This window comes from Ancrocorticia populi (genome assembly GCF_003123745.1).
Classification (GTDB): domain Bacteria; phylum Actinomycetota; class Actinomycetes; order Actinomycetales; family Actinomycetaceae; genus Ancrocorticia; species Ancrocorticia populi.
The window spans coordinates 118,050-141,347 of the sequence record NZ_QETB01000003.1; the positions used below are offsets into that span (position 1 = coordinate 118,050).

General features: G+C 60.3%; 20 protein-coding genes. 3 read left to right on the forward strand and 17 right to left on the reverse strand.

The genetic code is table 11. The annotated features are described in order from the left end of the window. Window positions 1-1,086, reverse strand: a complete 1,086-nt coding sequence (gene pheS / locus DD236_RS06040; RefSeq protein WP_109093494.1) for a phenylalanine--tRNA ligase subunit alpha — start codon at window positions 1,084-1,086, stop codon at window positions 1-3. 102 nt (window positions 1,087-1,188) lie between these two features. Here pheS and DD236_RS06045 point away from each other — a divergent pair, with 102 nt between their 5' ends. Then, window positions 1,189-2,040 carry a PfkB family carbohydrate kinase gene (locus tag DD236_RS06045; RefSeq protein WP_109093495.1) on the forward strand — a complete coding sequence of 284 codons (852 nt, stop codon included), beginning with the start codon at window positions 1,189-1,191 and terminating at the stop codon, window positions 2,038-2,040. On the opposite strand, the gene DD236_RS06050 is transcribed toward DD236_RS06045, so the two are convergent. The 9 genes from DD236_RS06050 to infC form a co-directional block, all read right to left on the reverse strand. Next, window positions 2,037-2,846 carry an SGNH/GDSL hydrolase family protein gene (locus DD236_RS06050; RefSeq protein ID WP_109093496.1) on the reverse strand — a complete coding sequence of 270 codons (810 nt, stop codon included), beginning with the start codon at window positions 2,844-2,846 and terminating at the stop codon, window positions 2,037-2,039. The genes DD236_RS06045 and DD236_RS06050 overlap by 4 nt on opposite strands. A 15-nt stretch (window positions 2,847-2,861) precedes the next feature. After that, complete coding sequence (locus DD236_RS06055) at window positions 2,862-4,496, reverse strand: NAD(P)-binding protein (protein WP_109093497.1); 1,635 nt, start codon at window positions 4,494-4,496, stop codon at window positions 2,862-2,864. A gap of 3 nt (window positions 4,497-4,499) precedes the next feature. After that, the gene (locus tag DD236_RS06060; RefSeq protein ID WP_109093498.1) at window positions 4,500-5,558 is read right to left on the reverse strand and encodes a thiamine pyrophosphate-dependent enzyme; all 1,059 of its coding nucleotides are present in this window, start codon (window positions 5,556-5,558) and stop codon (window positions 4,500-4,502) included. Beyond that, window positions 5,558-6,814 carry a pyruvate ferredoxin oxidoreductase gene (porA, locus tag DD236_RS06065; protein WP_109093499.1) on the reverse strand — a complete coding sequence of 419 codons (1,257 nt, stop codon included), beginning with the start codon at window positions 6,812-6,814 and terminating at the stop codon, window positions 5,558-5,560. The genes DD236_RS06060 and porA overlap by 1 nt, the downstream gene beginning before the upstream one ends. Further along, the gene (locus DD236_RS06070) at window positions 6,798-7,379 is read right to left on the reverse strand and encodes a 2-oxoacid:acceptor oxidoreductase family protein (protein WP_109093500.1); all 582 of its coding nucleotides are present in this window, start codon (window positions 7,377-7,379) and stop codon (window positions 6,798-6,800) included. The genes porA and DD236_RS06070 overlap by 17 nt, the downstream gene beginning before the upstream one ends. Before the next feature lie 117 nt (window positions 7,380-7,496). Continuing rightward, entirely contained in the window at window positions 7,497-8,339 is an 843-nt protein-coding gene (locus DD236_RS06075; protein WP_165819842.1) for a TrmH family RNA methyltransferase, read from the reverse strand. 112 nt (window positions 8,340-8,451) lie between these two features. Beyond that, window positions 8,452-8,832, reverse strand: a complete 381-nt coding sequence (rplT, locus tag DD236_RS06080) for a 50S ribosomal protein L20 (RefSeq protein WP_109093502.1) — start codon at window positions 8,830-8,832, stop codon at window positions 8,452-8,454. A gap of 19 nt (window positions 8,833-8,851) precedes the next feature. After that, window positions 8,852-9,046 carry a 50S ribosomal protein L35 gene (rpmI, locus tag DD236_RS06085; protein ID WP_109093503.1) on the reverse strand — a complete coding sequence of 65 codons (195 nt, stop codon included), beginning with the start codon at window positions 9,044-9,046 and terminating at the stop codon, window positions 8,852-8,854. Window positions 9,047-9,100: 54 nt separating this feature from the next. Further along, a complete protein-coding gene (gene infC / locus DD236_RS06090; RefSeq protein ID WP_109093504.1) occupies window positions 9,101-9,787 on the reverse strand; it encodes a translation initiation factor IF-3 in 687 nt (228 codons plus the stop codon). A 407-nt stretch (window positions 9,788-10,194) separates the two neighbouring features. Between infC and DD236_RS06095 the strand changes: the two genes are divergently transcribed. Further along, entirely contained in the window at window positions 10,195-11,649 is a 1,455-nt protein-coding gene (locus DD236_RS06095; protein WP_133246065.1) for an HNH endonuclease, read from the forward strand. On the opposite strand, the gene DD236_RS06100 is transcribed toward DD236_RS06095, so the two are convergent. Beyond that, window positions 11,646-12,659, reverse strand: coding sequence for a LacI family DNA-binding transcriptional regulator (locus tag DD236_RS06100; protein WP_165819843.1), 1,014 nt, complete (start codon window positions 12,657-12,659; stop codon window positions 11,646-11,648). The genes DD236_RS06095 and DD236_RS06100 overlap by 4 nt on opposite strands. Window positions 12,660-12,817: 158 nt before the next feature. Here DD236_RS06100 and DD236_RS06105 point away from each other — a divergent pair, with 158 nt between their 5' ends. Further along, window positions 12,818-18,820 (forward strand): GH92 family glycosyl hydrolase, encoded by a 6,003-nt coding sequence (locus tag DD236_RS06105; protein WP_165819844.1) that lies wholly within the window; start codon window positions 12,818-12,820, stop codon window positions 18,818-18,820. Here the strand turns inward: DD236_RS06105 and DD236_RS06110 are convergent. From DD236_RS06110 to DD236_RS06135, 6 genes are read right to left on the reverse strand one after another with little or no spacing between them, the layout of a single operon-like run. After that, complete coding sequence (locus DD236_RS06110) at window positions 18,817-19,554, reverse strand: SseB family protein (RefSeq protein WP_109093508.1); 738 nt, start codon at window positions 19,552-19,554, stop codon at window positions 18,817-18,819. The two genes, DD236_RS06105 and DD236_RS06110, sit on opposite strands and share 4 nt — an antisense overlap. Then, window positions 19,554-20,285 carry a bifunctional 1-(5-phosphoribosyl)-5-((5-phosphoribosylamino)methylideneamino)imidazole-4-carboxamide isomerase/phosphoribosylanthranilate isomerase PriA gene (gene priA / locus DD236_RS06115; RefSeq protein WP_243410026.1) on the reverse strand — a complete coding sequence of 244 codons (732 nt, stop codon included), beginning with the start codon at window positions 20,283-20,285 and terminating at the stop codon, window positions 19,554-19,556. The genes DD236_RS06110 and priA overlap by 1 nt, the downstream gene beginning before the upstream one ends. 8 nt (window positions 20,286-20,293) lie before the next feature. Further along, on the reverse strand, window positions 20,294-20,926 hold the full coding sequence (gene hisH, locus DD236_RS06120) for an imidazole glycerol phosphate synthase subunit HisH (protein ID WP_109093509.1): 633 nt from the start codon (window positions 20,924-20,926) through the stop codon (window positions 20,294-20,296). A 23-nt stretch (window positions 20,927-20,949) separates the two neighbouring features. After that, the gene (locus DD236_RS06125; RefSeq protein WP_109093510.1) at window positions 20,950-21,549 is read right to left on the reverse strand and encodes a hypothetical protein; all 600 of its coding nucleotides are present in this window, start codon (window positions 21,547-21,549) and stop codon (window positions 20,950-20,952) included. A 3-nt stretch (window positions 21,550-21,552) separates the two neighbouring features. Further along, window positions 21,553-22,152, reverse strand: a complete 600-nt coding sequence (gene hisB, locus DD236_RS06130) for an imidazoleglycerol-phosphate dehydratase HisB (protein WP_109093511.1) — start codon at window positions 22,150-22,152, stop codon at window positions 21,553-21,555. Continuing rightward, window positions 22,153-23,256 carry a histidinol-phosphate transaminase gene (locus DD236_RS06135; RefSeq protein ID WP_109093512.1) on the reverse strand — a complete coding sequence of 368 codons (1,104 nt, stop codon included), beginning with the start codon at window positions 23,254-23,256 and terminating at the stop codon, window positions 22,153-22,155. Window positions 23,257-23,298 lie beyond the last annotated feature (42 nt).

The window sequence follows — 23,298 nt, forward strand, 5'->3', positions numbered from 1 at the left end:
TCAGTTACCCCTTCCGGTAGTTCCGAACTGGAGCGAGAAGCGGACATCGCCCTCGACCATATCGCGCATATCCGCGATTCCGTGGCGCAGCATCAGGGTGCGCTCGATCCCCATGCCGAACGCGAACCCGGAATACACATCGGGATCAATCCCGGCATTCTTCAGCACCTCGGGGTTCACCATGCCGCAGCCGCCCCATTCGATCCAGCCTGGGCCGCCCTTCTTCTGAGGGAACCACAGGTCCATCTCCGCGGACGGCTCGGTGAATGGGAAGAAAGAGGGGCGCAGGCGGGTCTTGGCCTCAGGCCCGAACATAGCGCGCGCGAAGTGATCCAGCGTGCCCTTCAGGTGTGCCATCGTCAGGTGCTTATCCACCGCGAGGCCCTCGACCTGATTGAACACAGGCGTGTGCGTGGAATCCAGCGCATCCGTACGGAACACGCGGCCCGGGCACGCGATATACAGTGGCGCTCCGCGCTCCAACATCGTGTGGGACTGGACGGGCGAGGTGTGGGTGCGCAGCACGAGGTTCGGCTGGGCCTCCAGCGTTTCGCGATCGCCGGCCTGCTCCACACCCTCCACATAGAAGGTGTCCTGCATCTGGCGCGCGGGGTGATCCGGCCCGAAGTTCAGCGCATCGAAGTTGAACCACTCGTGCTCTACCTCGGGGCCCTCGGCGATGTCCCATCCCATGCTGACGAAAAAGTCCGCCACGTCCTCCATCAGGACGGTGAGCGGGTGACGCGCTCCCTGCGGGTTGCGGCGAGTGGGTAGCGTGACGTCCACGCGCTCCTCCGCCATGGCGCGAGCCTCCGCCTCGGCCTCGAGGCGCTCAGTTGCGTTGGCCAATGCCGCCTGAATCTGCTTGCGCGCCCCGCCCATGAGCTTGCCCGCCGTGGGCTTCTCGGACTTATCGAGCGTACGGATTAGGGCGTTGGCGTGCGTGATCGGGGCATGATCTCCGCTATGTGCCAAGCGTGCCGCCTTGAGTTCTTCGAGCGTTCCCGCCGCTGCAAACGCGGACTTTGCCGCCTCAACTGCTGCGGCGATGCCCGCCTCATCGAGCGGGCTCAGTTCCTCAGACATGTCTGCCTTTCGCTTAGATGACCACGCTACAGTCTAGTCAATAGCGTGTGATCGTATCCGCACCGCCCACCACGTTGCGTGCATTTTCACTAAGGTGGGGCCATGCGCACCGTGTTTTGTGGCCTGACAACCATCGATTTGGTCCAGCGAGTTGAGCGGGTACCCGGCCCCAACGAGAAGGTCGTGTCCGATTCCGCGCTCCTTGATGTGGGTGGCCCCGCCGCAAACGCCGCCCGAACCGCGGGAGCACTTGGCGCCTTCCCCACCTTGGTCTCCCCCATCGGTCCCGGGGTGTTCGGCTCGCTGGCAAGTGAGTGGTTGCGTTCGAGTGGAGTTTCCATTGTGGATATTTGTGCCGACGACGGCGACCCCGCCATCTCCTCCGTCTCCATCGACTCTGATGGGAATCGAGCCGTTATCTCCTCGAACAATACGGGGCGTACCCACGGTTTCCCCGATGAGGACATCCTAGATGGCGCCACCGCGCTCATGGTGGACGGGCATCTGTTGGACGTTCAGATCGCATTGGCACGAACTGCCGAAAGTCTGGGCATTCCGGTAGTCCTTGACGGCGGGTCGTACAAGCCGGGTCTCGATGCGCTGCTGGGTCACGTGACGCACGCGGTTGTTTCCGCCGATTTTCACCTGCCTGGGGCGGAGGACGCTCAGGTTCTCGAGACCCTCGTAGGTGCTGGTGCCCAGTTCGCCGCCCGCACCCACGGCGGCGGGGCGATCGAGGCCATCGTGGACGGCAAGCTTTACAAGCTCCCTATCCAAAAGGCGGCACACGTGGCGGATTCGCTCGGTGCGGGCGATGTTCTGCATGGTGCCTTCACGGCCGCGCTCGGAGCCGGTCAGGATCCGCTCTCCTCGCTGGCCGCCGCAGCTCAGTTAGCCACGTTGTCTGTCCAGAGCGCTGGCGCCATGGGATGGACCGAAAACCTAGAGGACTAGATCCCCTTCCAAGTCGGGACGGCACTCATGTCCACACGTGTGAACTCAAGCCGGTCACTGATCTGGTCCATGAATAGCTGCGACCACCGGTGATACCACGGGGTGTTCGGATGGAACATATCCCCCGCGTGATACTCGTTCATATACACCCACGTGGTGAAAGTGTTCGAGAGCTTTTGCAGCTCGATGAGACCCGCCCCGCTCTCCCGTGAGGCGCGAGCGATCTCGGCAGACATTTCCGCCGCGCGTGGCTCCGTCTTCAACGGTTTGAACGTGGGAATGTCCGCCACGAATGTGGGCGCAGAGATTCGCCCGAGGATCGCGTCCATGCGCCGCCCAAACTCGGGGACGGTTAGGCCCGCGACGCCCACGTCATTGCCACCGATGTCCAGTGTCACAACGTCAGGAACAAGCGGCTTGCCACCGATCGTCAGCCCCTCCAATTGAGGGATCTGGGTGCCCAAAACAGAGGCGGCGGTTCCGCCGGAGAGCGAGATGTTGAGCAACGCCACGTCGCGCCCAGTGGCCGCTTTCAGACCAGCTGCTATGCGCGGAACATACCCATCCTCGAAGCGTGCAGCACCCAGCCCTTGCGCCGCAGAATCGCCAAGCGCCACGTAGATCAGCGGGAGTTCGCCGCCCGATTGCGCGGTCTTCTCTAGCCGAGCCATCGTGGCGAGAAGGTTTTCCTCCCAGCGCCGCCTGAACGGGGTGTTCTGCTTTGCCACCGCCTTAGCGCGCCGATAAATCGTCAGCGTTCCTGCGCCGATACCCAATCCTGTTAATCCGCGTGCTGCCCTATTCATACTCTCAAGTTACAGCTAAATCTCCTCCGGAATCATCTCGATCGCACCACATGGACACTCCGCGGCACACACTCCGCATCCCTTGCAATAGTCATACTTGAACTCGTAGCTTCCGGGCTCCAGCTTGGTGATGGCATTGTCCGGGCACACGCCGAAGCAGTTGTCGCAACCAAAGCAGTTACCGCAGCTCATGCACCGCCGGGCCTCGAACAGTGCCGAATTCTCGTCGAGTCCCTGCACAACCTCCGCGAAGGTGGACGCCCTTCGGGCCCCTTCGATGCGCTCGCGCACCTGATGGGGAGCATCCGAGTAATACCACGTCTCCATGCGGTCCAAACCGGCATCCCCCGGCTTGGGTGCGGGGTTGTACTCGGTTCCACGCAGGTAGCCATCGATGTAGCGGGCTGCCTTCTTGCCGTGGCCGATCGCCATGGTCACGTTCTTCTCGGACGGAACCATGTCACCGCCGGCAAACAGGCCGGGGCGTCCCGTGCGCATCTGGCGATCCACCTCGACGATCCCGTCCTTGACCGCAACGTCGGGCATGCCATCAAGCAAGCCCAGATCAGACTCCTGACCGAGCGCCATGACCACTGAATCAGCTTCAAGCTGCTCGTATTCGCCGGTGGGCTGAGGGAAACCGTTTTCGTCGAGCTCCATCTTTTCGATCATGAGCTCCGCTGAATCAATGTGCTTGATCGTCGAAAGCCAGCGCATCTTGATACCTTCTTCTTCGGCCTCAGTGACCTCGGAATCGTTGGCAGGCATACGATCGCGTGTGCGCCGGTACAGGATGACAGAATCGGTGGCACCCAAGCGCTTTGCGGTGCGCGCGGCATCGATGGCCGTGTTTCCACCGCCGTATACCACTACGCGACGGCCAAGCAAAGGCTGTGCCTCGCCGCCTTCCTGAGACGTCTCAACACCGCGCAGCATCTCCACTGCGTCCAGCACGTGTGAGGCCGAACCGGCCGGGATGTTCACATGCTTGCCGATCTGGGCGCCAACAGCGAGGAATACGGAATCGAATTCGGCCAGAGCCGCCTCCAGATCGGTGACCTTGGTGTTCATCTCGAAGGTCACGCCCATGTCTTCGATCCGCTTGATCTCGCCGTCAAGGATTCCCCGTGGTAGGCGGTAGGACGGAATGCCATAGCGCATCATCCCGCCGGGTAGTTCGCCGTCGTCCCTCACCGTCACCTTGTGTCCCAACCTGGCGAGGTGGTACGCGGCCGAAAGCCCAGAAGGCCCGGCGCCCACAATCAGTACCGTCTTTCCGGAGGCCGGCCCCATCGGCTTCACGCTCCAGCCTTCCTGAAGTGCCTTATCTCCTAGGAAGCGCTCGATGGCGTTGATGCCCACGGCCTCGTCCACCTGTGCCCGGTTACAAGCGGTCTGGCACGTGTGGTAGCACACGCGGCCCATGACTGCTGGGAGCGGGTTATTTACCATGATCTCGCGCCAAGCGGCCTCGTAATCGCCTTCTTCGGCGTGGTAGAGCCACTGCTGGATGTTCTCCCCGGCGGGGCACTCCTTGTTGCAGGGAGGCATGAGGTTCACGTACACCGGGCGCTCGGTGCGCCACGATCCGGTTCGATTAGCGGCGGAGCTCCCCACCGGGAGCATCACCGCGAATGGTAGATTCTGCATTCCTCAGTCCTCCTCGTGCTTCACGAACGGGTCTAGGCCCTCTTCGTCGATAAGCCCGTACCGTCGGATGTTCTTGTCCGCGACTCCCTGCAGGCGCTCCAACACGCTCTGATCAGCGCCCTTCTTGAACAAGTGGGCGAACCTCCGCTGGGGGCGCAGATACTCCTCCACGGCTACGGGCCGGCGAATCTTCGTCACGGCCGTGACCTCACCTTCTTCGGCTTCAAACACCGGGAACAGTCCCGATTGGGTAGCAAGCCGGGCCAGCTTAATCGTCACGTTGGAAGCCGATCCCCAGCCGAGCGGGCACGGTACCAGCACGTGGATGTAGCGCGCCCCGCGATACTTCATCGCCTTATCCACCTTGTATTCAAGATCGGATAGATCCGCCACGGTTGCGGTAGCCACGTAAGGGATTTCGTGGGCCATGGCAATGCGCGGCATGTCCTTGCCCTGCCCCCACACGTTTCCAGGGTTGGGCCCAACGGGTTGCGTTGTTGCCGTGCGAGCTGTTGGAGGTGTTGCTCCAGAACGCTGCACGCCTGTGTTCATATAGCCCTGATTGTCGTAGCAAATGTAGAGCACATCGTCATTGCGCTCGAACATGCCGGAAAGGGCACCCATGCCGATATCAACGGTTCCGCCGTCGCCGCCCTGTGCGATCACGCGGGTTTCGGTCTTGCCCTTGGCACGGAGTGCGGCCTGCACACCCGTCGCTACAGCTGGGGCGTTGCCAAAGAGTGAATGGATCCACGGAAGCTTCCATGAAGTTTCCGGGTAAGGCGTAGAGAACACTTCGAGGCAGCCAGTAGCGTTGACCGCGATAACGTTATTCCCCGCGGCGTTCATCGCCGCATCCACGGCGTACCGGGCGCCCAGCGCCTCGCCGCATCCCTGACAGGCGCGGTGTCCCGAGGTCAGCGAGTTCGCGCGGTCTGCCTCAGACTGGACAGATCGCAGTGCTTCGGGAACCAGACGGTTTCCCACCGCGAACGAACCAACTTGGTAATACTTCACCTCGTTGCGCGCGGCTGCATCCTTTTCGAGTGGCTGCGTACTCATTATTCAGCCTCCTGCAACACCATTTCGGTGATGTCTTTAATCATGTTCTCGGGCGTTGACCCGGACCTACGGGTACCGCGCTGACGCTCGAGCTCCTTCTCCACCAGCTCACGGTTCAAATCCAAGAATGTGAAGCGCTTCTGCTTGCCCGCCTTTAGCTCGTCTAGGTAGCCGTGCAGCGAAGCTGAGGTAATGTCGCGTCCGCCCAAGCCAGCGATAAGTTCGTAGTGATCTACGTTTTCGTCCAGAAGCGCCGTGCGAACGTTTGAGGAGACGATGCCTCCGATACCTACGGAGAACGCCTTTTCAAGAACGACGACGGTCTTCGCTCGTGCCAAGGCCCTCCTCACAGCGAGACGAGGGAACGGGCGGAAGGACACGAGAGAAACAACGCCGATCTTCTCGCCAGCTTCCCGGCGCTGATCGATTACGTCACGGAGCGTTCCGGTAACCGAACCGAGGCAGAGAACAATGGTTTCCGCGTCCTCCGTCCGGTACTCATGGAGCAGGCCTCCCGAATCGCGGCCGAACACCTCTTGGAATTCCTTCTGTACCTGCGGGATCAGCTCTAGCGCCTGCATCTGCTTGTGGTGGGCAAGGTACTTCACCTCGGTGAACGCCTCAGGCCCCACCATCGCGCCCATGGAGAGCGGGTTCTCCGGGTCAAGGACCACGCGCGGCTCATAGGACGGGAGGAACGTCGCGATGTCCTCAGCATCGGGAACATCTACCTGCTCCACGGCGTGGGTCAGAATAAACCCATCCATGCATACCATGACGGGCAGTGAGAGCTCCTCGGCAATCTTGAAAGCCTGAACATGTAGATCTGCGGCCTCCTGATTGTCCTTGGCGTAGAGCTGGAGCCAGCCGGAATCACGCTGCGACATTGCATCCGAGTGGTCATTCCAGATGTTGATGGGGCCGCCGATGGCGCGATTGGCCACCGTCATGACGATGGGCAGACCAAGTCCCGAGGCGTTGTAGACCGCCTCGACCATAAACAGAAGTCCCTGCGATGCAGTTGCGGTGTAGGCCCGGGCGCCGGCCGCCGACGCGCCGATGCAAGCGGACATGGCCGCGAACTCGGACTCCACGTTCACGTACTCGCAGCCTTCGAGCTCGCCTGCCTTCACTTGGCGGGACAGCTCCTCCACGATGTGCGTCTGTGGCGAAATCGGGTAGGCCGAAATTACCTCCGGGTGGCACCCGGCCACCGCATGGGCAATTGCCTTAGACCCCTCAATTTGCTGCAGCATGCTCTACCTCCTTCGCCACCAGGGCGTACGCGGCCTCCGCGGCCGCCACGTTCTTTTCTCCCACTGCCCCGGGGAAGCGCTCGCGAACAGCGCCTTCAACTGATTCCAATTGGAACGGGTGTGCCAGTGCGGCCATCCCTCCCAGAAGCACAGCGTTGGGGACCGTGCGTCCCGTGTGCTCGCGGGCAATGTCCGTTGCGGGAATGGACATAACGTGCCCGGCTGGCTGCTGGGTGACCAGCCAATCTAGCCCAAGCTCGCTGGGCGATTTCGAGGAGTTGATGAGGGCATAACCGTCCTTGGTTAAGCCCGAGAACACATCGAGGATCGGCAGGAGGGTGGGGTCCTGAACAATAATAAGATCAGGGGACAAAACAGGTTCTCGCGTGCGGATCTCTGTGTCTCGAATCCGCGCGTAGGCAACAACTGGTGCGCCCGTCCGCTCAGATCCAAACGACGGGAAAGCTTGCGCGTGGCGGCCCTCATGGAAGGCTGCCATAGCCACCATGTCGGCGGCCGTGACCACTCCCTGTCCGCCTCGTCCATGAATGCGTACTTCGACCATGTCCTCAGACTAGGACTCCGTGAAAATACGTGCGTCGCTATCCGCGCCTATGAAACACGTTTCGTTTTATGCAACGAAACTCGTGCGAATTGATGCGGCAATAGCAGGACCCTAGTCCTACGAAACGGTGCGTTGCGCCATTGCGGTTGTATACAGACAAATGGATGCTGCCACCGAGACATTGAGGGACTCAGCTTGCCCATAGAGCGGTATGGCCACCTTGGCATCTACCTCTGAGAGATCCACGCCATCGAAGCCGCGCGCCTCATTGCCCACAACCCATAGAGTTGAGCGAGAAATGTCCGGTCCACCAGTTACTCCCGCGCCATATGCCGCCTGTACGAGGGCCGGAAGGTCCCACTCCCCCGTACCTTCCGCAGCCAGTACCTGCATGCCCGCGGCATGCGCCTGAGCAATGATTTCAGCGAGGTCTAGGTTCGTTGCAGCAGGGACGTGAAAAAGGGAACCGACCGTTGAGCGGACCACCTTGGGCGCCGTCAATTCGGCGCATCCCTTGGTCAAGAGCACTGCGCCTGCACCCGCCGCATCGGCGCTGCGCACGATGGTCCCTACATTGCCCGGGTCGGATGCGCCCACCGCGGCAATCGCAAGCTGCGTGTCCGCCAGCAAACTCTCCAGCGTGGGCTGCTGCGGCATCTCAGCCACAACAACGAATCCTTGGCCATCGCCGGAGAGGTCGCGAAGCGCGTCGTCGTCGACAATATGCGTCCACACCCCGGCACTCACGGCCAACTCGCGGATCTCGGGGTAACGCTCGAAGGCGCCCTCGCTCACGTACAGGTCCCGGATCAAGCCGGGCTCGCACGCGAGCACCTCGCGTACTGCCTGCGGACCCTCCACCAAGAACTGTCCATGGCGCGTGCGCTGTTCGCGGCGGTGCAGCTTCTGGGCGCGTTGGAGCTGGTTACGGGTGGCGGGCTTGAGGCGCAGGGATGTCATGGCCCCATCTTCCCACACGGTCTGAGAGGTTCCCCAATCCGGTCCCTCATGGCACAAAAAATCCGGCCACGAGCGTGCGTGACCGGGTTTTTTCGTTCGTATATAAGGTAAATCAGGCCTTGGGGGCGTTGACATCCTCAGGAAGAGCGGCCTTTGCCGACTCGACAACAGCCTTGAATCCCTCGGGATCGTTGACAGCCATTTCGGCGAGCTGCTTGCGGTTCACTTCGATACCAGCAAGGTTCAAGCCCTGGATGAAACGGTTGTACGTCATGCCCTCGGCACGGCATCCGGCGTTAATGCGCTGGATCCACAGCTTGCGGAACTCGTTCTTCCGGACCTTGCGGTCGCGGTAGTTGTACACCATTGAGTGCGTGACCTGTTCCTTCGCCTTACGGTAAAGGCGGGAACGCTGGCCACGGTAACCCGAGGCGCGATCGAGTGTTGTACGACGCTTCTTCTTTGCGTTTACTGAGCGCTTAACGCGTGCCATAAGAGTTCTCCTTCTACCTTCAGCGTCCGAGCAGCTTCTTGACCTGCTTGGCGTTTGCCTTGTCCAGAACCTGATCGTTAGACAGGCGGCGCTTGCGGCGGCTGGACTTCACTTCGAGCAGATGGCGCTTGTTGGCCTGCTCGCGCATAAGCTTTCCGCTACCTGTGGCGCGGAAACGCTTCTTGGCACCGGAGTGCGTCTTATTCTTAGGCATTGTTAGCCCCTCATTCGGGCCGCAGTTTCCCTGCGGCGGTGTACTCGGATAAAACTAGTTCGAAGCCCGTGGCGGCTTAGGCATTGGCATGGAGGGCTTTGCTGGCGCCTGAGGCGTCTCAGCTGGCTTCACCTCGTCTTGCTCCTCGCCTGAACGGCGTGTCTTTTCGGCCCTGCGCGATTCACGCTCTGCCTCGCGGCGGCGGCGTTGATCGGACTTAGCCTCAGACTTCTTACGCAGCGGGGCCAGCACCATAGACATGTTGCGGCCCTCGGCGCGTGGCGCGGCTTCGATCGTGGAAATCTCAGAAAGCTCTTCAGCAATCCCGCGCAGCAAGCGCACGCCCTGATCGGGGCGGGACTGCTCGCGGCCCTTGAAACGCAGATCGAACTTCACCTTATCGCCACCATTAAGGAAGCGTTCGGCTTGGCCCTTCTTCGTGTTGTAATCGTTCTCATCAATCTTCAGGCCGATCCGAATCGACTTGATGACCGTATTGGACTGATTCCGGCGAGCTTCACGAGCCTTCTGAGCAGACTCATACTTGAACTTCCCGTAGTCCATGAGCTTCGCGACAGGTGGGTTGGAGTTTGGCGCGACTTCTACCAGATCAAGTCCAGACTCTTGGGCAAGGCGGAGGGCATCCTCCACGCGGACGACACCTACCTGTTCACCACCCGGGCCGACAAGGCGAACCTGATCGACGTGGATGCGCTCATTGACTCTTGGTTCGTTGTTAATGGCTGCTCCTCAACATATTCCTCGACGTGCGCGCACGGAGTACTCCCCAAAGAGCATACGAACCCAAGCCACATGCGTGGCTGGACCGTAGGACCCGGCACCGCTAGGCACCCAGGTGGGATTTCTCCGCTTGCGTTCCGGCGGTTTCGCCGGTCGGTCGGCTAATAGTGTAGCAAATCTGGGCCGTGCCCCGCATCGTTGGAGCGTCACGGTGTTGGTGAGCTTGCTTTCACTCTTTCCATTTTTAGTGTTTTAACGACGACGACGTTTTCTCCTCTCTCCGTATTTATTGATGCTGTTTGGGTGTGTTTAGGTATTGTGTTTCGAATGGTCGTTCGGTAAACTAGGGGTAGAACAATCATTCGGACATGTGACAGTTTCTTGGTAGGCACGAGGGGGTGGGTGCGGTGAGCGCAGTAGAAGATCAGGCTCGCGGAACAGATGTGCCAATCACACCACCCACTGACGCGGAATACGCTGCACACGAGGCGGCATGGATGGCCGAATCAGCCGCCGTGCTCACCACGACTGTTTCCCAAGACACCGCCGGGGCCGTGCGGGTCCTGCAGATCGTACGGGATCTACTGCGCGGACGGCTGGCTGCTGGTAGCGAGGCGGCCTGTATTGATCAGATCCGCCTGTTAGAGGACATTAAAAGCGCTGCCGCCGCAGCCCAGGTGGTGGCGACCGAGGAGTTTCGCCATCGTCGTGATCAGGCCGAGGCAGATGCTGGTATCAAGCTGGAACAGCGAGCCAGAGGCATCGGCAGCGAGATCGGGCTCGCTAGGAGGGTCTCACCCCAGCAAGGATCCGCAGCGGTCCGCACCGCCCACACGTTAACCACTGACATGCCCCACGCGTTGGAAGCACTGTGCGACGGGCGACTGTCCGAGTACACGTCGGGACTGGTGGTCAAAGAAACCAGTCATCTGGACCCGGCAGGCAAAACCGCGATCGATACCCACATGGAACCCCGCTACGGAAAGACCGGTTCCCGCCGCCTGGCCGGTGAGGTCCGGGCCCTAGCCCAGCAGGCCGACCCGGTGGCTTATATTAAAGCCCACGCCCTGGCTAAGTCTGCGCGGGCGGTGAACATACGCCCAGCACCCTCGGGGATGGCCTACCTAACCGCCCTACTACCGTTAGGGCAAGCCTTTGCCTGTAAGAAAGCCCTCCACGATACCGCCACCTCTATGGCCTTCAGCGAAGAAACCGTGCAGGCTGGCCCGACCCAGCTCGAAGCCGACCTATTGGTCCAGCGCCTGACGGGGCAATCCCATGCTGAGGCAGTCAACATCGAAGTCCAGTTGGTCATGACCGACGAAACACTGCTCGGCACCACCACAACCACCCCCAGCCACGCTCCGGTCATTGATAATACGGGCCGGCACGCCGAGGATGTGTTTACCTCGGCGTGGATGCCCGGCTATGGTCCCATCCCCGCCGCACTCGCGCGGGACATGCTTGACCCGGTCCATGATCACCAGACCCCAGCTAGGGTGTTTCTACGGCGCGTGTTGACCGATCCGGTCACCGGTGAGGTCACGAAGATTGACACGAGGAAGCGTGAATTCACCGGTCCGCTACGACGAGCTCTGGTTCTGCGTGATCAGCAGTGCCGGACCCCGTGGTGTAACGCACCCATCGCCCATTTAGACCACGCCCACCCCTACGCCAAAGGCGGCCACACAAGCGCTGGCAACGGGACCGGGCTCTGCGCCAGATGTAACTACACCAAAGAAAACCCCGGCTGGCACCACACCCCCACCAACACCAGCACCCGAAACATCACCACACCAACCGGCCACACCTACAACTCAACCCCGCCCCCAATAACGCCAAACCTCAACAGGCGGATCTAGGAAAAGGGAGGCCGCTCCCCCGAGCCACGCTCAGTCAGGGCAACTGGCAACTCAATCATCTCTGCTTCCTTACTCGGATCCTCGATGCGCGCAAACGCCAAATCCGCCGCCTGCCGCCCCATGTCTCGTGAATCATGTGATATTACGGAGAGCCCGAGTACGCCGGCCCATTCGACGTCGTCGAACCCAATCATGGCCGGACGGCGTCCAACGGGATACCGCGAATGTACCTCGTGCAAAATGGCCAGTGCGGATCTATTATTTCCACCTACGAAGGCCGTGGGCGGGGCCTCCAGATCGAGCAATTCGCGGACTATCTCGCGGGCCCGAGCAACATCATGAGCATCCTTGCGAACCAGGCGCTCCCAATTCGAAATGCCCGCCTCAGACATCGCGTCGGAAAAGCCAGCCAGTCTGGCCTGTTGGGTGGGAAGCCATTCGTAGTCCCCCACATATGAAATACGGGTATGACCATGCTCTAGTAGGTGCGTAGCGGCCAACCTGCCACCTGCTTCATTGTCGAGTACCACGGAATCTGCTTGAATAGCCCGCGGCTCGCGATCTACGAAGACAACGGTAAGGCCGGTCCGGACTAGGTCAAGATATTGCGAATTGTCCTCCATCGAGGACACAACGATCAGTGCTCGGGACCTCTGCCGGGCCGCACCTTTCGCCAACTCCCACTCGGTATCTGGATCCTCGCCAGAACTCGACAAGCTAAGGATCATACGGTGCTCGCGTGCGCGTTCCTCGATACCCTGCGCCATTGCAGCATAGAAGGGGTTCGTCATATCACCGATGATCACGGAAATTGCGTCCGCTTGTTGCCCACTCGCCAAAAGGCTCGCCGCGGCGTTCCGCCGATAACCAAGCACCCGAGCTTCCTTCAGGACGCGTTCGCGAGTCTGAGGAGCCACGTGAGGTTCGCCCGCCAATACGCGGGACGCCGTCTTCAGGCTTACTCCAGCAGCCGTGGCCACCTGTGCAAGCGTGACGTTAGTGTGTGTCATTCTTCTATTATCTGTGATCTCGGACTCCCACATAGTGATTTGAGATGCTAGACTCGCCACTATTCGTGACAGCGTTGTCAGAGGCGCTGGATCGGATCACACTACTGGACGAAGGAGACCACCACGTTATGAGACGCCCATCAAGTAGTCACAGGCGAGTGTCAGGGAGGGTAGGCGCGGCGTTTGCAGCGAGCACCCTTGTCCTCACGCTTGCCCCGGGAGCCACGGCGGCGCCGGAAGGTGATGATGGCTTTGCCACGTCATTCGAAGATGACGATAAAGAAGTAGCAGTATCAACCCCCTACGATGACCCCACCAATCTCACGGGACAGGCCGGCAAGCCTGGCAGCCTGCTTGGCTCCGTCACAGAAGTTAGCGCATCTGGTGAGAACCCTCCGAGCGAGGTAGCAACTGCGCTTGCGGATGCCAACCCGTCGAGCAAGTGGCTGGTCAAGGAAAAGACCGCGTGGGCACAGTACGAATTGGAGGAGCCCGCGGCGATCACCTCGTATACGCTCACATCCGCCAACGATGCCGAAAAGCGCGACCCGAAGGACTTTGAGGTTCTAGGATCGAATGACGGCGAGAAGTGGGAAACGATTGATTCCCAAAAAGACCAGACTTTTGACGGGCGGCTGAAGACCAACAATTACGAGCTGTCGGAAGCCTCCGACGAATACTCGTACTACAAGCTTGATATCACCGCGAACGGCGGTGAAACCATGATCCAGCTCGCGGACTGGGAGCTCATCGATTCACGGATCGAGGACACAGCTACGCCCATGACGTCCAAGCAGGGAACGGGACCGTCCAGCTCTTATACAGCCAAGACCGGCGTGGGCTTCACTGGTCTGAAGTCGCTGGAGTATGGTGGCAGAATTCTGGCCGATGGTGCGGCCTCGGCAACTAACGAACTCTATGACGTGGACGTAGATATTAAGGACGGCATGGAGCTCTCTTACAAGATCTTCCCCGTCTTGGATTCGGATCTGACGTATGCCTCCACATACGCCTCCGTTGATCTGCTGCTTTCGGACGGATCGCTACTGTCCGCCGGCGATCTGACAGATCAGAACGGATTTGCGGCGAACGCTTCGGTACAGGGCGCTTCGGATGCCCTGTGGCCGGATCAGTGGAACTCGATCAAGATCGATCTGTCGGGCCTCGCGGGCAAGAGCATCGATAAGGTCCTGTTCAGCTACGACATTCCCGATGCACCGGCTGGAACCGTGTTCCGCGGCTACGTGGACGATGTTGAGCTTTCCACGCCCGAGGCCCTCGATACAAGCGACGGACTCATTTCCTACGTGGATACCCGCCGCGGAACCAACTCCTCGGGAGGCTTCTCGCGTGGCAACAACTTCCCGGCGGCCGCATGGCCCAACGGATTCAACTTCATCACACCCATGACGAACGCTGATTCCACGGGCTCGCTCTACCAGTATCAGGCGGCGAACAATTCTGAGAATCTGCCAACACTCAACGGGATCGGTTTTTCACACGAGCCCTCAATCTGGATGGGCGATCGCAACCAGCTCACATTCATGCCCGCGGCAGGCGATTCACCTACCTCGAATATGAGCGATCGGAAGCTGGCCTTTAAGCACGAGAACGAGGTGGCGCGTCCAGATCTGTACTCCGTTGCGTTTGAAAACGGGATCGAAACGTCCGTGACTCCCACAGATCACGGCGGAGTCTTCTCCTTCACCTTCACTGGTGATAAGGGCAGCGTCCTTGTTGACAAGGTCACCGGCGATTCGAAGTTGTCCGTTAGTGAGGACGGCGTGATTTCCGGTTGGGTCGACGGCGGCACAAGCTACCCAGGCCGGACCCGCATGTATGTGCATGGCATATTTGACGCAAAGCCGGCAACAGCTGGAACACCGTCCAATGGTGACCGTGGCGATGCCCGCTACGCAGCCTTCGATACATCATCAGACAAGACCGTTGAGCTGCGCGTTGCTACCTCATTCATATCCTCTGCTCAGGCACAGAAAAATTACAGCCTTGAGCTTGATGGGCGTAGCTTCGACGCGGTCCAGCAGGCCGTTGAGGCCGAATGGAACGATCGTCTGGGCGTGATCACGGACATCAAGGGTGCAACGGACGAACAGCTCGTCAACGTGTACTCGGACCTGTACCGCATGAACCTGTACCCGAACTCCCAGTTCGAGAACACGGGCACTGCGGATTCGCCTACGTATGCGTACGCGAGCCCGGTATCCCCCACATCGGGCGATGCCAGTGACACCGAAACGAATGCGAAGCTCGTGGACGGCAAGGTGTACGTCAACAACGGATTCTGGGATACCTACAGGACCGAGTGGCCAGCCATTGCGTTCTTCTACCCGGACCTCGCCGAAGAACTAGTGGACGGATTCGTTCAGCAGTACCGCGATGGTGGTTGGGTTGCTCGGTGGTCCTCTCCCGGTTACGCCGATTTGATGACGGGAACCAGCTCGGATGTTGCCTTCGCTGAAGCGTATCTGGCTGGGTCGATGTCCAACGAGAAGGCGCTCGATGCCTACGATGCCGCGGTAAAGAACGCGACGGCGCAGCCGGCTTCCTCGGGAGTTGGGCGCAAGGGGCTCGAAACCTCGATCTTCCTCGGCTACACGCCGGAGAGCACCCACCAGAGCGCATCTTGGGGGCTTGAGGGATACATCAACGATTTCGGCATCGCGCAGATGGCGGCCGCCCTCGCGGAGGATCCCGACACACCGGAGGAACGCGTTGAACAACTCGAGGACGAGGCCGCCTATTTCGAGACGCGCAGCGAAGAGTTCGTCAACATGTTCAACGAGAAGGCTGGCACCTTTACATCTAGGAACGCCGATGGCTCCTTCAGCGACGGTGCCGATTTCGATAAGAAGGATTGGGGAGGGGCCTTCACGGAGGCCAGCGGTTGGACCTTCGGGTACCACGCGCCTCACAACGTTGACGGCCTCGCCGCGCTGTACGGCGGCCGGCAGGGCCTGATCGACAATATTCACGAGTTCCTCACGGAACCCGAAGAAGCTGCCTACTCCAGCATTCATGAGGCCCGGGAGGCCCGCGACGTCCGAATGGGCATGCTGGGCATGAGCAATCAGGTTGCTCACCACATCCCCTATGTTCTCGGCGAAGCTGGCGATGTGTCCGGTTCTCAGAAGCTAATCTCGGACATTCAGGATCGTTTGTTCGTTGGATCGGACATCGGTCAGGGATACCCCGGCGACGAGGACAACGGAGAGTTTTCGGCATGGTACGTGTTCTCCACCCTCGGGTTCTACCCGCTGGCTGTGGGCTCCGGTGACTACACCGTGGGTTCACCCATGTTCGACTCGGCCACAGTGAACCTAGGTGGCAAGCACCTCACAGTGAACGCTAAAGGAGCTTCCTCCGGCCAGAACTACGTGGCTGGTGTTGACATCAACGGCGAATCGATCGATTCCACAACCTTCGATGGCGATCTCATCCGCGATGGCGGAACCCTCACGTTCACGATGAGCGGCGAGCCCTCCAACTGGGGTGCGAAGGATCTGGACGAAGATCTGGAAGTGCCGGAGATGGCAGTGGACGCCACAACGTACGGAACGTTCAGCGCCGCTGGGGATACTGAGATCGAAAAGGGCGGAGTTGCTTCGCTCTCCGACAACTCGATGAAGTCCTCCGTGACCTTCACAGGAAACGAGGCCTCGCTCATCTGGAAGTCCGGGTCCGGCCCTGTGGCACTGGAGCGCTACACGCTCACCGCACTGGAGGGCGCGGGAGCACCCGAAAGCTGGGCGCTATCGGGCTCACTCGACGGGGAAACCTGGGTGGAGATTGATTCACGCGAAGGAGAGTCTTTCCCGTTCGGGACACAGACACGTCCCTTCTCCGTGGACTCTGCCTCGGCCTTCACCTCATATAAGTTGGACGTGACCGGCACCGAGGCGAAGAACGTTGCTCTAGCTGAGATCGAGCTATTCGGTGGGACGGCGGAGAGCTCGGACCTTGTTCTGACTCCTGCTGATCCAATCTCCGCGAAGGTTGATACCGAGGTCTCGGCCACGCTGGGCACTCTGGTGGGCGCGGAAGAAGACGCAAGCGATTACTCGGTTAAGGTTTCCGCCGGGGACGGCTCAGATTCCGAAGATGGCGTTCTTAAGAAGAACAAGCTGGGCGGATGGGACATCACCGCGCCGCACACGTATACGGCCGCGGGTACCTACACGATCACTTTGACTGCCACCGATTCCCAAGGGGGTGCCGCAACGGCAACCACAACCGTCAACGTGAGCCGCGATGAGACGTTCATCGGCATGTTCAATAACACGTGCATAGCCGATTCAACGTATCCCGCAAGCTGCGACGGTCAGGGTTACGGCTACATGCGGGAGAGCCTTGCGGAAGACGGATTCACTCAAGGTGAGACCATCGATCTTGACGGAACAGAGCTCAGCTTCGACCTGCCAGAGTTCGTGCCCGAAAAGCCGGATAACATCACCACGGAGGGCCAAACCTTCGCGGTGAATCTTGGTGAGGGAGCAACCCAGCTCTCGCTGATCGGTGCAGCCACAGAGAACAAGAAGGACCTCACGGCCACTCTCACGTTCTCCGACGGCTCCACGCAGGAGGTTCCCGTCCAGTTCGGTGATTGGGTGGGCGCATCAGGCGATCCGGTATTTGGCAATACCGTGGTTGGCCTTTCCGAGGGCCGGTACTCTGGTACAACTCCCGAGGGAACGGTAAAGAATACCGCTGTCTACGCCACAAAGCCGCTGACGATCGATACCGATGATGACGGCGCCCCCAAGGTAGCCGTGAGCCTCACGTTGCCGCAGGATAAGGGCACGCTCCGCAACGACGGCCGCCCCCACATCTTCGCCATCGCATCCGATGGTGATCGCAGCGTTTCAGACGAACTGACAGTGACGCCCGCCGAGGGCCTCACTGTTGAGCAGGGTGCGGAGCTCTCCGATGTACTCGCAACGGTTGAAGGTGGCGCTGAGGATCAGTCCGCCACGATCAATTGGGGTGATGGGAGCGCAACCGATGAGGCCGCTGTTGAAGACGGCGCGATCTCAGGCACCCATACCTTCGCTGAGGCTGGCGATTACACCGCGATAGTGACCGTGGATGATGGCCTAAAGTCCGTCACCGCCGAGGTCACCATTGAGGTCACTGAGACCGATGCCTACGAGCCCACGCTCAGCGCAGATCCGAATTCGGCTAACGCTGGAGACACGGTCTCGCTCACGGGCGCCGGTTTCAAGCCCGGTGAGGATGTCCAGGTCACCAGCGGCGATTCGGTCCAGACCGTTTCCGCGAATGACGAAGGTGGCTTCACCGCATCCATCGATATCCCGAAGGATGCAGGAGCGGGCGATTGCGTGGTTTCGGCCGTGGGCACTGAATCCGAGGTTCCCGCTCGCGTGACCATCACCATCAAGGAAGCCGTACCTGGCCCCGAACAGACCACAACTGCGCTCTCCGCATCTCCGGAAGCACCGCAGGTGGGACAATCCGTTGAGCTCAAGGCAACCGTTGAACCTGCGAACGCAGAAGGTTCCGTCCGCTTCGTGGAGAACGACGAGTTGTTGGGAACAGCGCCAGTTGCGGGCGGTACGGCGTTAATTGACGTAAGTTTCAATTCCAGCGGTGGACACGGCGTAGTTGCGGAGTTTATTTCCGACGACGACACTGCATTCACCAACTCCTCCTCCAACACGGTGGCCATCACTGTGGAAGAGGCTTCCGCCGATGAACCGTCGATTGTTCTCTCGGACATCGAGGTCATGGCGGGTGAGTCTGTCACGGTGACCGGCAAGGGCTTCGAAACGAAGGAAGCTGTTTCGCTGGAGCTGCATTCGGATCCGGTGGAGCTAGCCACCGTGACAACGAACAGTTCGGGCGGCTTCTCTCAGGTGGTAACTATCCCGGCTGATACCACCAATGGTAAGCACCAGATCGTCGCGAGCGGCGCTGATTCTGGACTAGAGGCCAGCGCCAATATTCAGATCACAACAACTAGCGGTGGAGGGAACGACGGCGATGGTAATAACACGGGCGGATCGGACAATGATTTGAGCTTCACTGGAGCTCAGGTTGGCGGGTTGATCGCCGCGGCCATCCTTGCGGTTGCTGCAGGAATCGTCCTGGTCTCGGTCCGCAGGCGAAAGGGAGGTGAGGTTTAGGCCAGACGAACCGGAACTACCTCGATAAGGTCCAGGCGGGATGCAACGTAACTATCGTTGCGGGAGACGTCGATTAGCTTTTCGGCAGCCTCCATCGCGTCGGCCTGTGTGGCAAAATCAGACATTCTCAATGTCAGCCGCACAAGCCCACGCGGGCCCGCCTGGACCTTTACCGTTAGGGCTTCGTGGCTCCCAGCGATTGCCTCCTCGAGCTTATCGGCCAACGTAGGATCCAGCCACGGAGCGAACCACGGTTCGTCCATCGCTAGGCTGACTGTTGCAGTACGGCCAACATAGGTGGCATCCGCGCCATTCATATCCGTCGGATCGAGCGCGATGATGCCGGTATTGAGCAGTGCTTGCGCGGCAACGGCCTGCCCCTCGAGGGGCAGTGGGCGAGCCTGCGTATCAAACGCAGTGAGCGAGGCCATCGAAGTAAAGGCCGGCATGGCCCTGAGCCCACCCGGGGCCGCAACTGTGAGAGCGCCAGCTTCCTCCTGAGCGGCCTCGTTAACCCCCTCGGGGTCGTGTTCCTTGATCGCACCATCACCTCCCACACCTGGATGCGCGTGCGGCTGTACGGCGAGAAATAGGCGCCCAGTGCCAATCGCGGCAACAACAGATTCTTGGCGTTTGGCATTATCCGATTCAGCCAATGCGGCGGCCATCTGGGGCTGGACGGATCCGTCGTCGCCAGAAAAAGGGTTCGGACGTAGCAAGCGTTCAAAATCCACTAGAGCTGCTCCCCCGCCATCTCGATAGCTTGCGCCAGCGTAAACGCGCCTTCGTACAAGGCCTTGCCCACAATGGCGCTATCAACCCCGGCGGGAACCAACTCGCGCAGGGCGGCAAGATCGTCGAGGGAAGAAATCCCTCCCGAGGCTACAACGGGTGCCTTCGCGGTGCGGGCAACCCTGCTGAGAAGATCCGTGTTGGGGCCAGTCAGGGTGCCGTCCTTCGTCACGTCAGTCACCACGTAACGGGAGCATCCTGCTGCTTCCAACTGTGCCAATACGTCCCACAGGTTGCCGCCCTCACTGGTCCAACCACGGCCCGCAAGTACCTCGCCCCGAACGTCCAGTCCCACGGCCACGCTCTGCCCGAAGCGTTCGATCACCTTCGCAGTCCAATCCGGGTTCTCGAGTGCGGCAGTACCGATGTTGACGCGGGCGGCACCGGCATCGAGGGCGCGCTGGAGGCTGGCATCATCCCGAATGCCTCCGGTTAACTCCACGCGTACGGGTACGTCGCGGACGATGCGTGCCAGTAGTTCGTGATTCGATCCGCGGCCGAACGCGGCATCAAGGTCCACGAGGTGGATCCATGTGGCGCCCTGATCGGCCCAGTTCGCGGCCGCCTCGGCGGGATCGCCGTAACCGGTCTCGGAACCGGCCTCGCCTTGCAGGAGGCGGACGGCCTGCCCGTTCACTACGTCAACGGCGGGCAGAAGCTGAAGTGGTTGCACGGAGATTCCTAAAGGGTAGATAGCCAATTGGTCAGAAGCTGTCCGCCAGCTTCGCCGGACTTTTCCGGGTGGAACTGGGTGGCCATAAGCGGCCCGTTCTCCACAGCTGCAACGAACCGGGCTCCGTGTTCGGCGAAGGTGACGAGCGGTGGCTCTATCTTCTCGCTTGGCGTTAGTGCGGCCGCTGGGTCGGACTGAACGCCGTACGAGTGAACGAAGTAGAAACGCTCGTCCTCGATGCCTTCGAAGAGGCGGGAGCCCTCGGGCACATCCACGAGCGACCACCCCATGTGAGGAACAATGTCCGCCGGCAGCCTGTCTACGGATCCGGGCCACTGCCCGAAGCCCTTATGAGCGCCATGTTCGGTGCCCTGCTCAAACATCACCTGAAGGCCCACGCAGATCCCGAGCACGCTCTGACCGCCGGCAAGGCGCCGTTCAATCAGCCGGTCCGCACGCACGGACCTGAGCTTCGACATCACGGCCGTGAACGCACCAACGCCGGGAACCACGAGGCCATCGGCGGCCATAACGGCGCCGGGATCCGCCGTAAGTTCCACGTCGCCGCCCACGTGTTTCAGGGCGCGAACCACCGAATGGACGTTACCTGTTTCTGCGGCGAGTACAACGATCTTCTTCACGTGCGCAATTGTAACCGGTGTTGCTAGTCAGACTGCTTCCGGTTCCAGAAGTGACGCTTCGGGCCGTCGTTGTCCTTAGCCTGATCACCAGATTCTTGGGCCTCACGCGTCTTCTTCACAATTTCGGCGGGTGTGATGTCAAGTGAATGCACCGCATCGTAATCCTTCGGGGACTTTTCACCCAACACGATACGTTCAATCACCGGATCAAGGCTATTGAGGAGAAGACCTGCCGCGATCTCATCACCCGATTCACCTCCGATGAAGCGGCGTGCCCGAACCACACCCGAAATGCCGGCTTCAAAGCCCGTGTCCTCCCCAAGATCTACATCGATGAGGACTACACCATACTTAGACAACCGAGAAAGGAACGCCGCAACAGCAGGGGCGTTATCAGACGGGCTATCCTCCCCCAGCTCCGCCAGGTCCGAATCGTCTGGGCCAAGAATATTTCGGATATCCCACTCGTCATACTGGGGCACTGGCAGCTCGCGAACCACGAGGGCCCCAGATTTCGTGCCCATGACCTCAACGTCCAACTTCTGGAGCGCAGCAATGCCCGCCACCACTTCCGGCTTATCGAACGGAGTTAGAATTGCGTAGCGCTTGATCTTTGTGCCCATAGGCTACAGGCTACCCTTTGTGGAGGGGATGCCAGAAACCCTTGGGTCAGGCTCAACGGCCTCCCGCAGAGCACGCGCTAGGGCTTTGAACTGCGCCTCGACAATATGGTGCGGATCGCGGCCGCGGATGAGATCCACGTGCAGGCAGATGCCGGCGTGATAGGCAATCGCCTCAAAGCAGTGCCGTGTCATCGAACCCGTGAAGTGACCGCCGATTAGATGGTACTGCTGGCCTTCCGGTTCACCTTCGTGAACCAGATACGGACGTCCGGAGATATCCACCACCGCGCTGGCCAACGCCTCATCAAGGGGCACAGTGGCCTGCCCGAATCGGCGGATACCCGCCTTGTTGCCCAGCGCCTCGCGCAGGGCCTCACCAAAGCAGATCGCGGTGTCTTCCACCGTGTGATGGACGTCCACCTCAACGTCTCCGCGCGCCGTGACGTCTAGGTTAATCAGCGAGTGCCGCGAGAGCGCCGTCAGCATGTGATCATAGAAGGGCACGCCGGTATCGATGTGCGATTCGCCCGTGCCATCGAGGTCAATAGCAAGCGAGATCGTGCTCTCTGAGGTTGAACGTTCGATCTTGGCGGTACGTGACATTTAGATAACCTCCTTGAGGGCCGCGACAAATGCGGCGTTTTCCTGCGGCGTGCCGATGCAGACCCGCAACCAGCCTTCGGGACCCACTTCGCGGATCAGGACTCCACGGTCAAGTATGCCCTGCCAGACTGCGTGGCGGTCCGCAAAGGTACCGAACATGACGAAGTTCGAATCGGATGGGACTGTTTTCAGTCCCAAAGCACCCAGCTCTTCGACCAAACTATCGCGGTCCTCTCGAATCTTGGCTATCTGATCCGCCAACTGATCCGAATGGGCTAGGCAGGCGCGGGCAGCAGCTTGGGTGAGGGCCGAGAGGTGATAAGGCAACCGGACAATAGTGAGTTGGTCGATCACCTCTTTGGCTGCGGCAAGGTAGCCCAGACGCAGGCCAGCAGCGCCAAAAGCCTTGGACATCGTGCGCGAGACCGCCATGTACGGATAATCCGAGAGGAGCTCGAGGGCAGACGAGACTCCGTCGCGGCGAAACTCCACGTACGCCTCGTCAATCACCACGAGCGATGCCTGCCCTGGTTCAGGACCGGTATGTCGGGCAATGTCGAGGATCTCAATGAGTTGCTCCTGAGGCAGGGCCGTACCCGTCGGATTGTTCGGGCTGGTCAGCAATACCACTCCCGGGCGCTCACGTTCCAAAACACTACGCACTTCGTCCAAGTCCAGCTCGAAGGAGTCCGTTCGCGCACCCGCCACCCAAGTAGCAGACACATCACGTGCGTACTCCGAGTACATGGAGTATGTGGGGGCAAAGGAGACCACAGTACGCCCCGGGCCCGCGAAGGCTTGGAGCACGTGCAGCATCACTTCGTTCGATCCGTTGGCCGCCCAGATGTTGGCCGGGTCAACATGCACGTGAGATTCGCGCTCCAGGAAGGCCGAGAGGTCCTCGCGCAGTTCCATGAAATCACGGTCGGGATACCGGTTGAGCCCCGCTGCCGCAGCGGCAACGCCACGGGATATATCCGCGATCAGCTCTGGGCTGGGCGGATAGGGGTTCTCGTTAACATTCAGGCACACGGGAACATCGAGCTGGGGAGCACCATACGGGCTCTCATTGGCGAACTCTGGACGGTACGGAAGAATACTCACGGCACTAGCTTACGAAACGGCCCGCCACAATGGGCGGGCCGT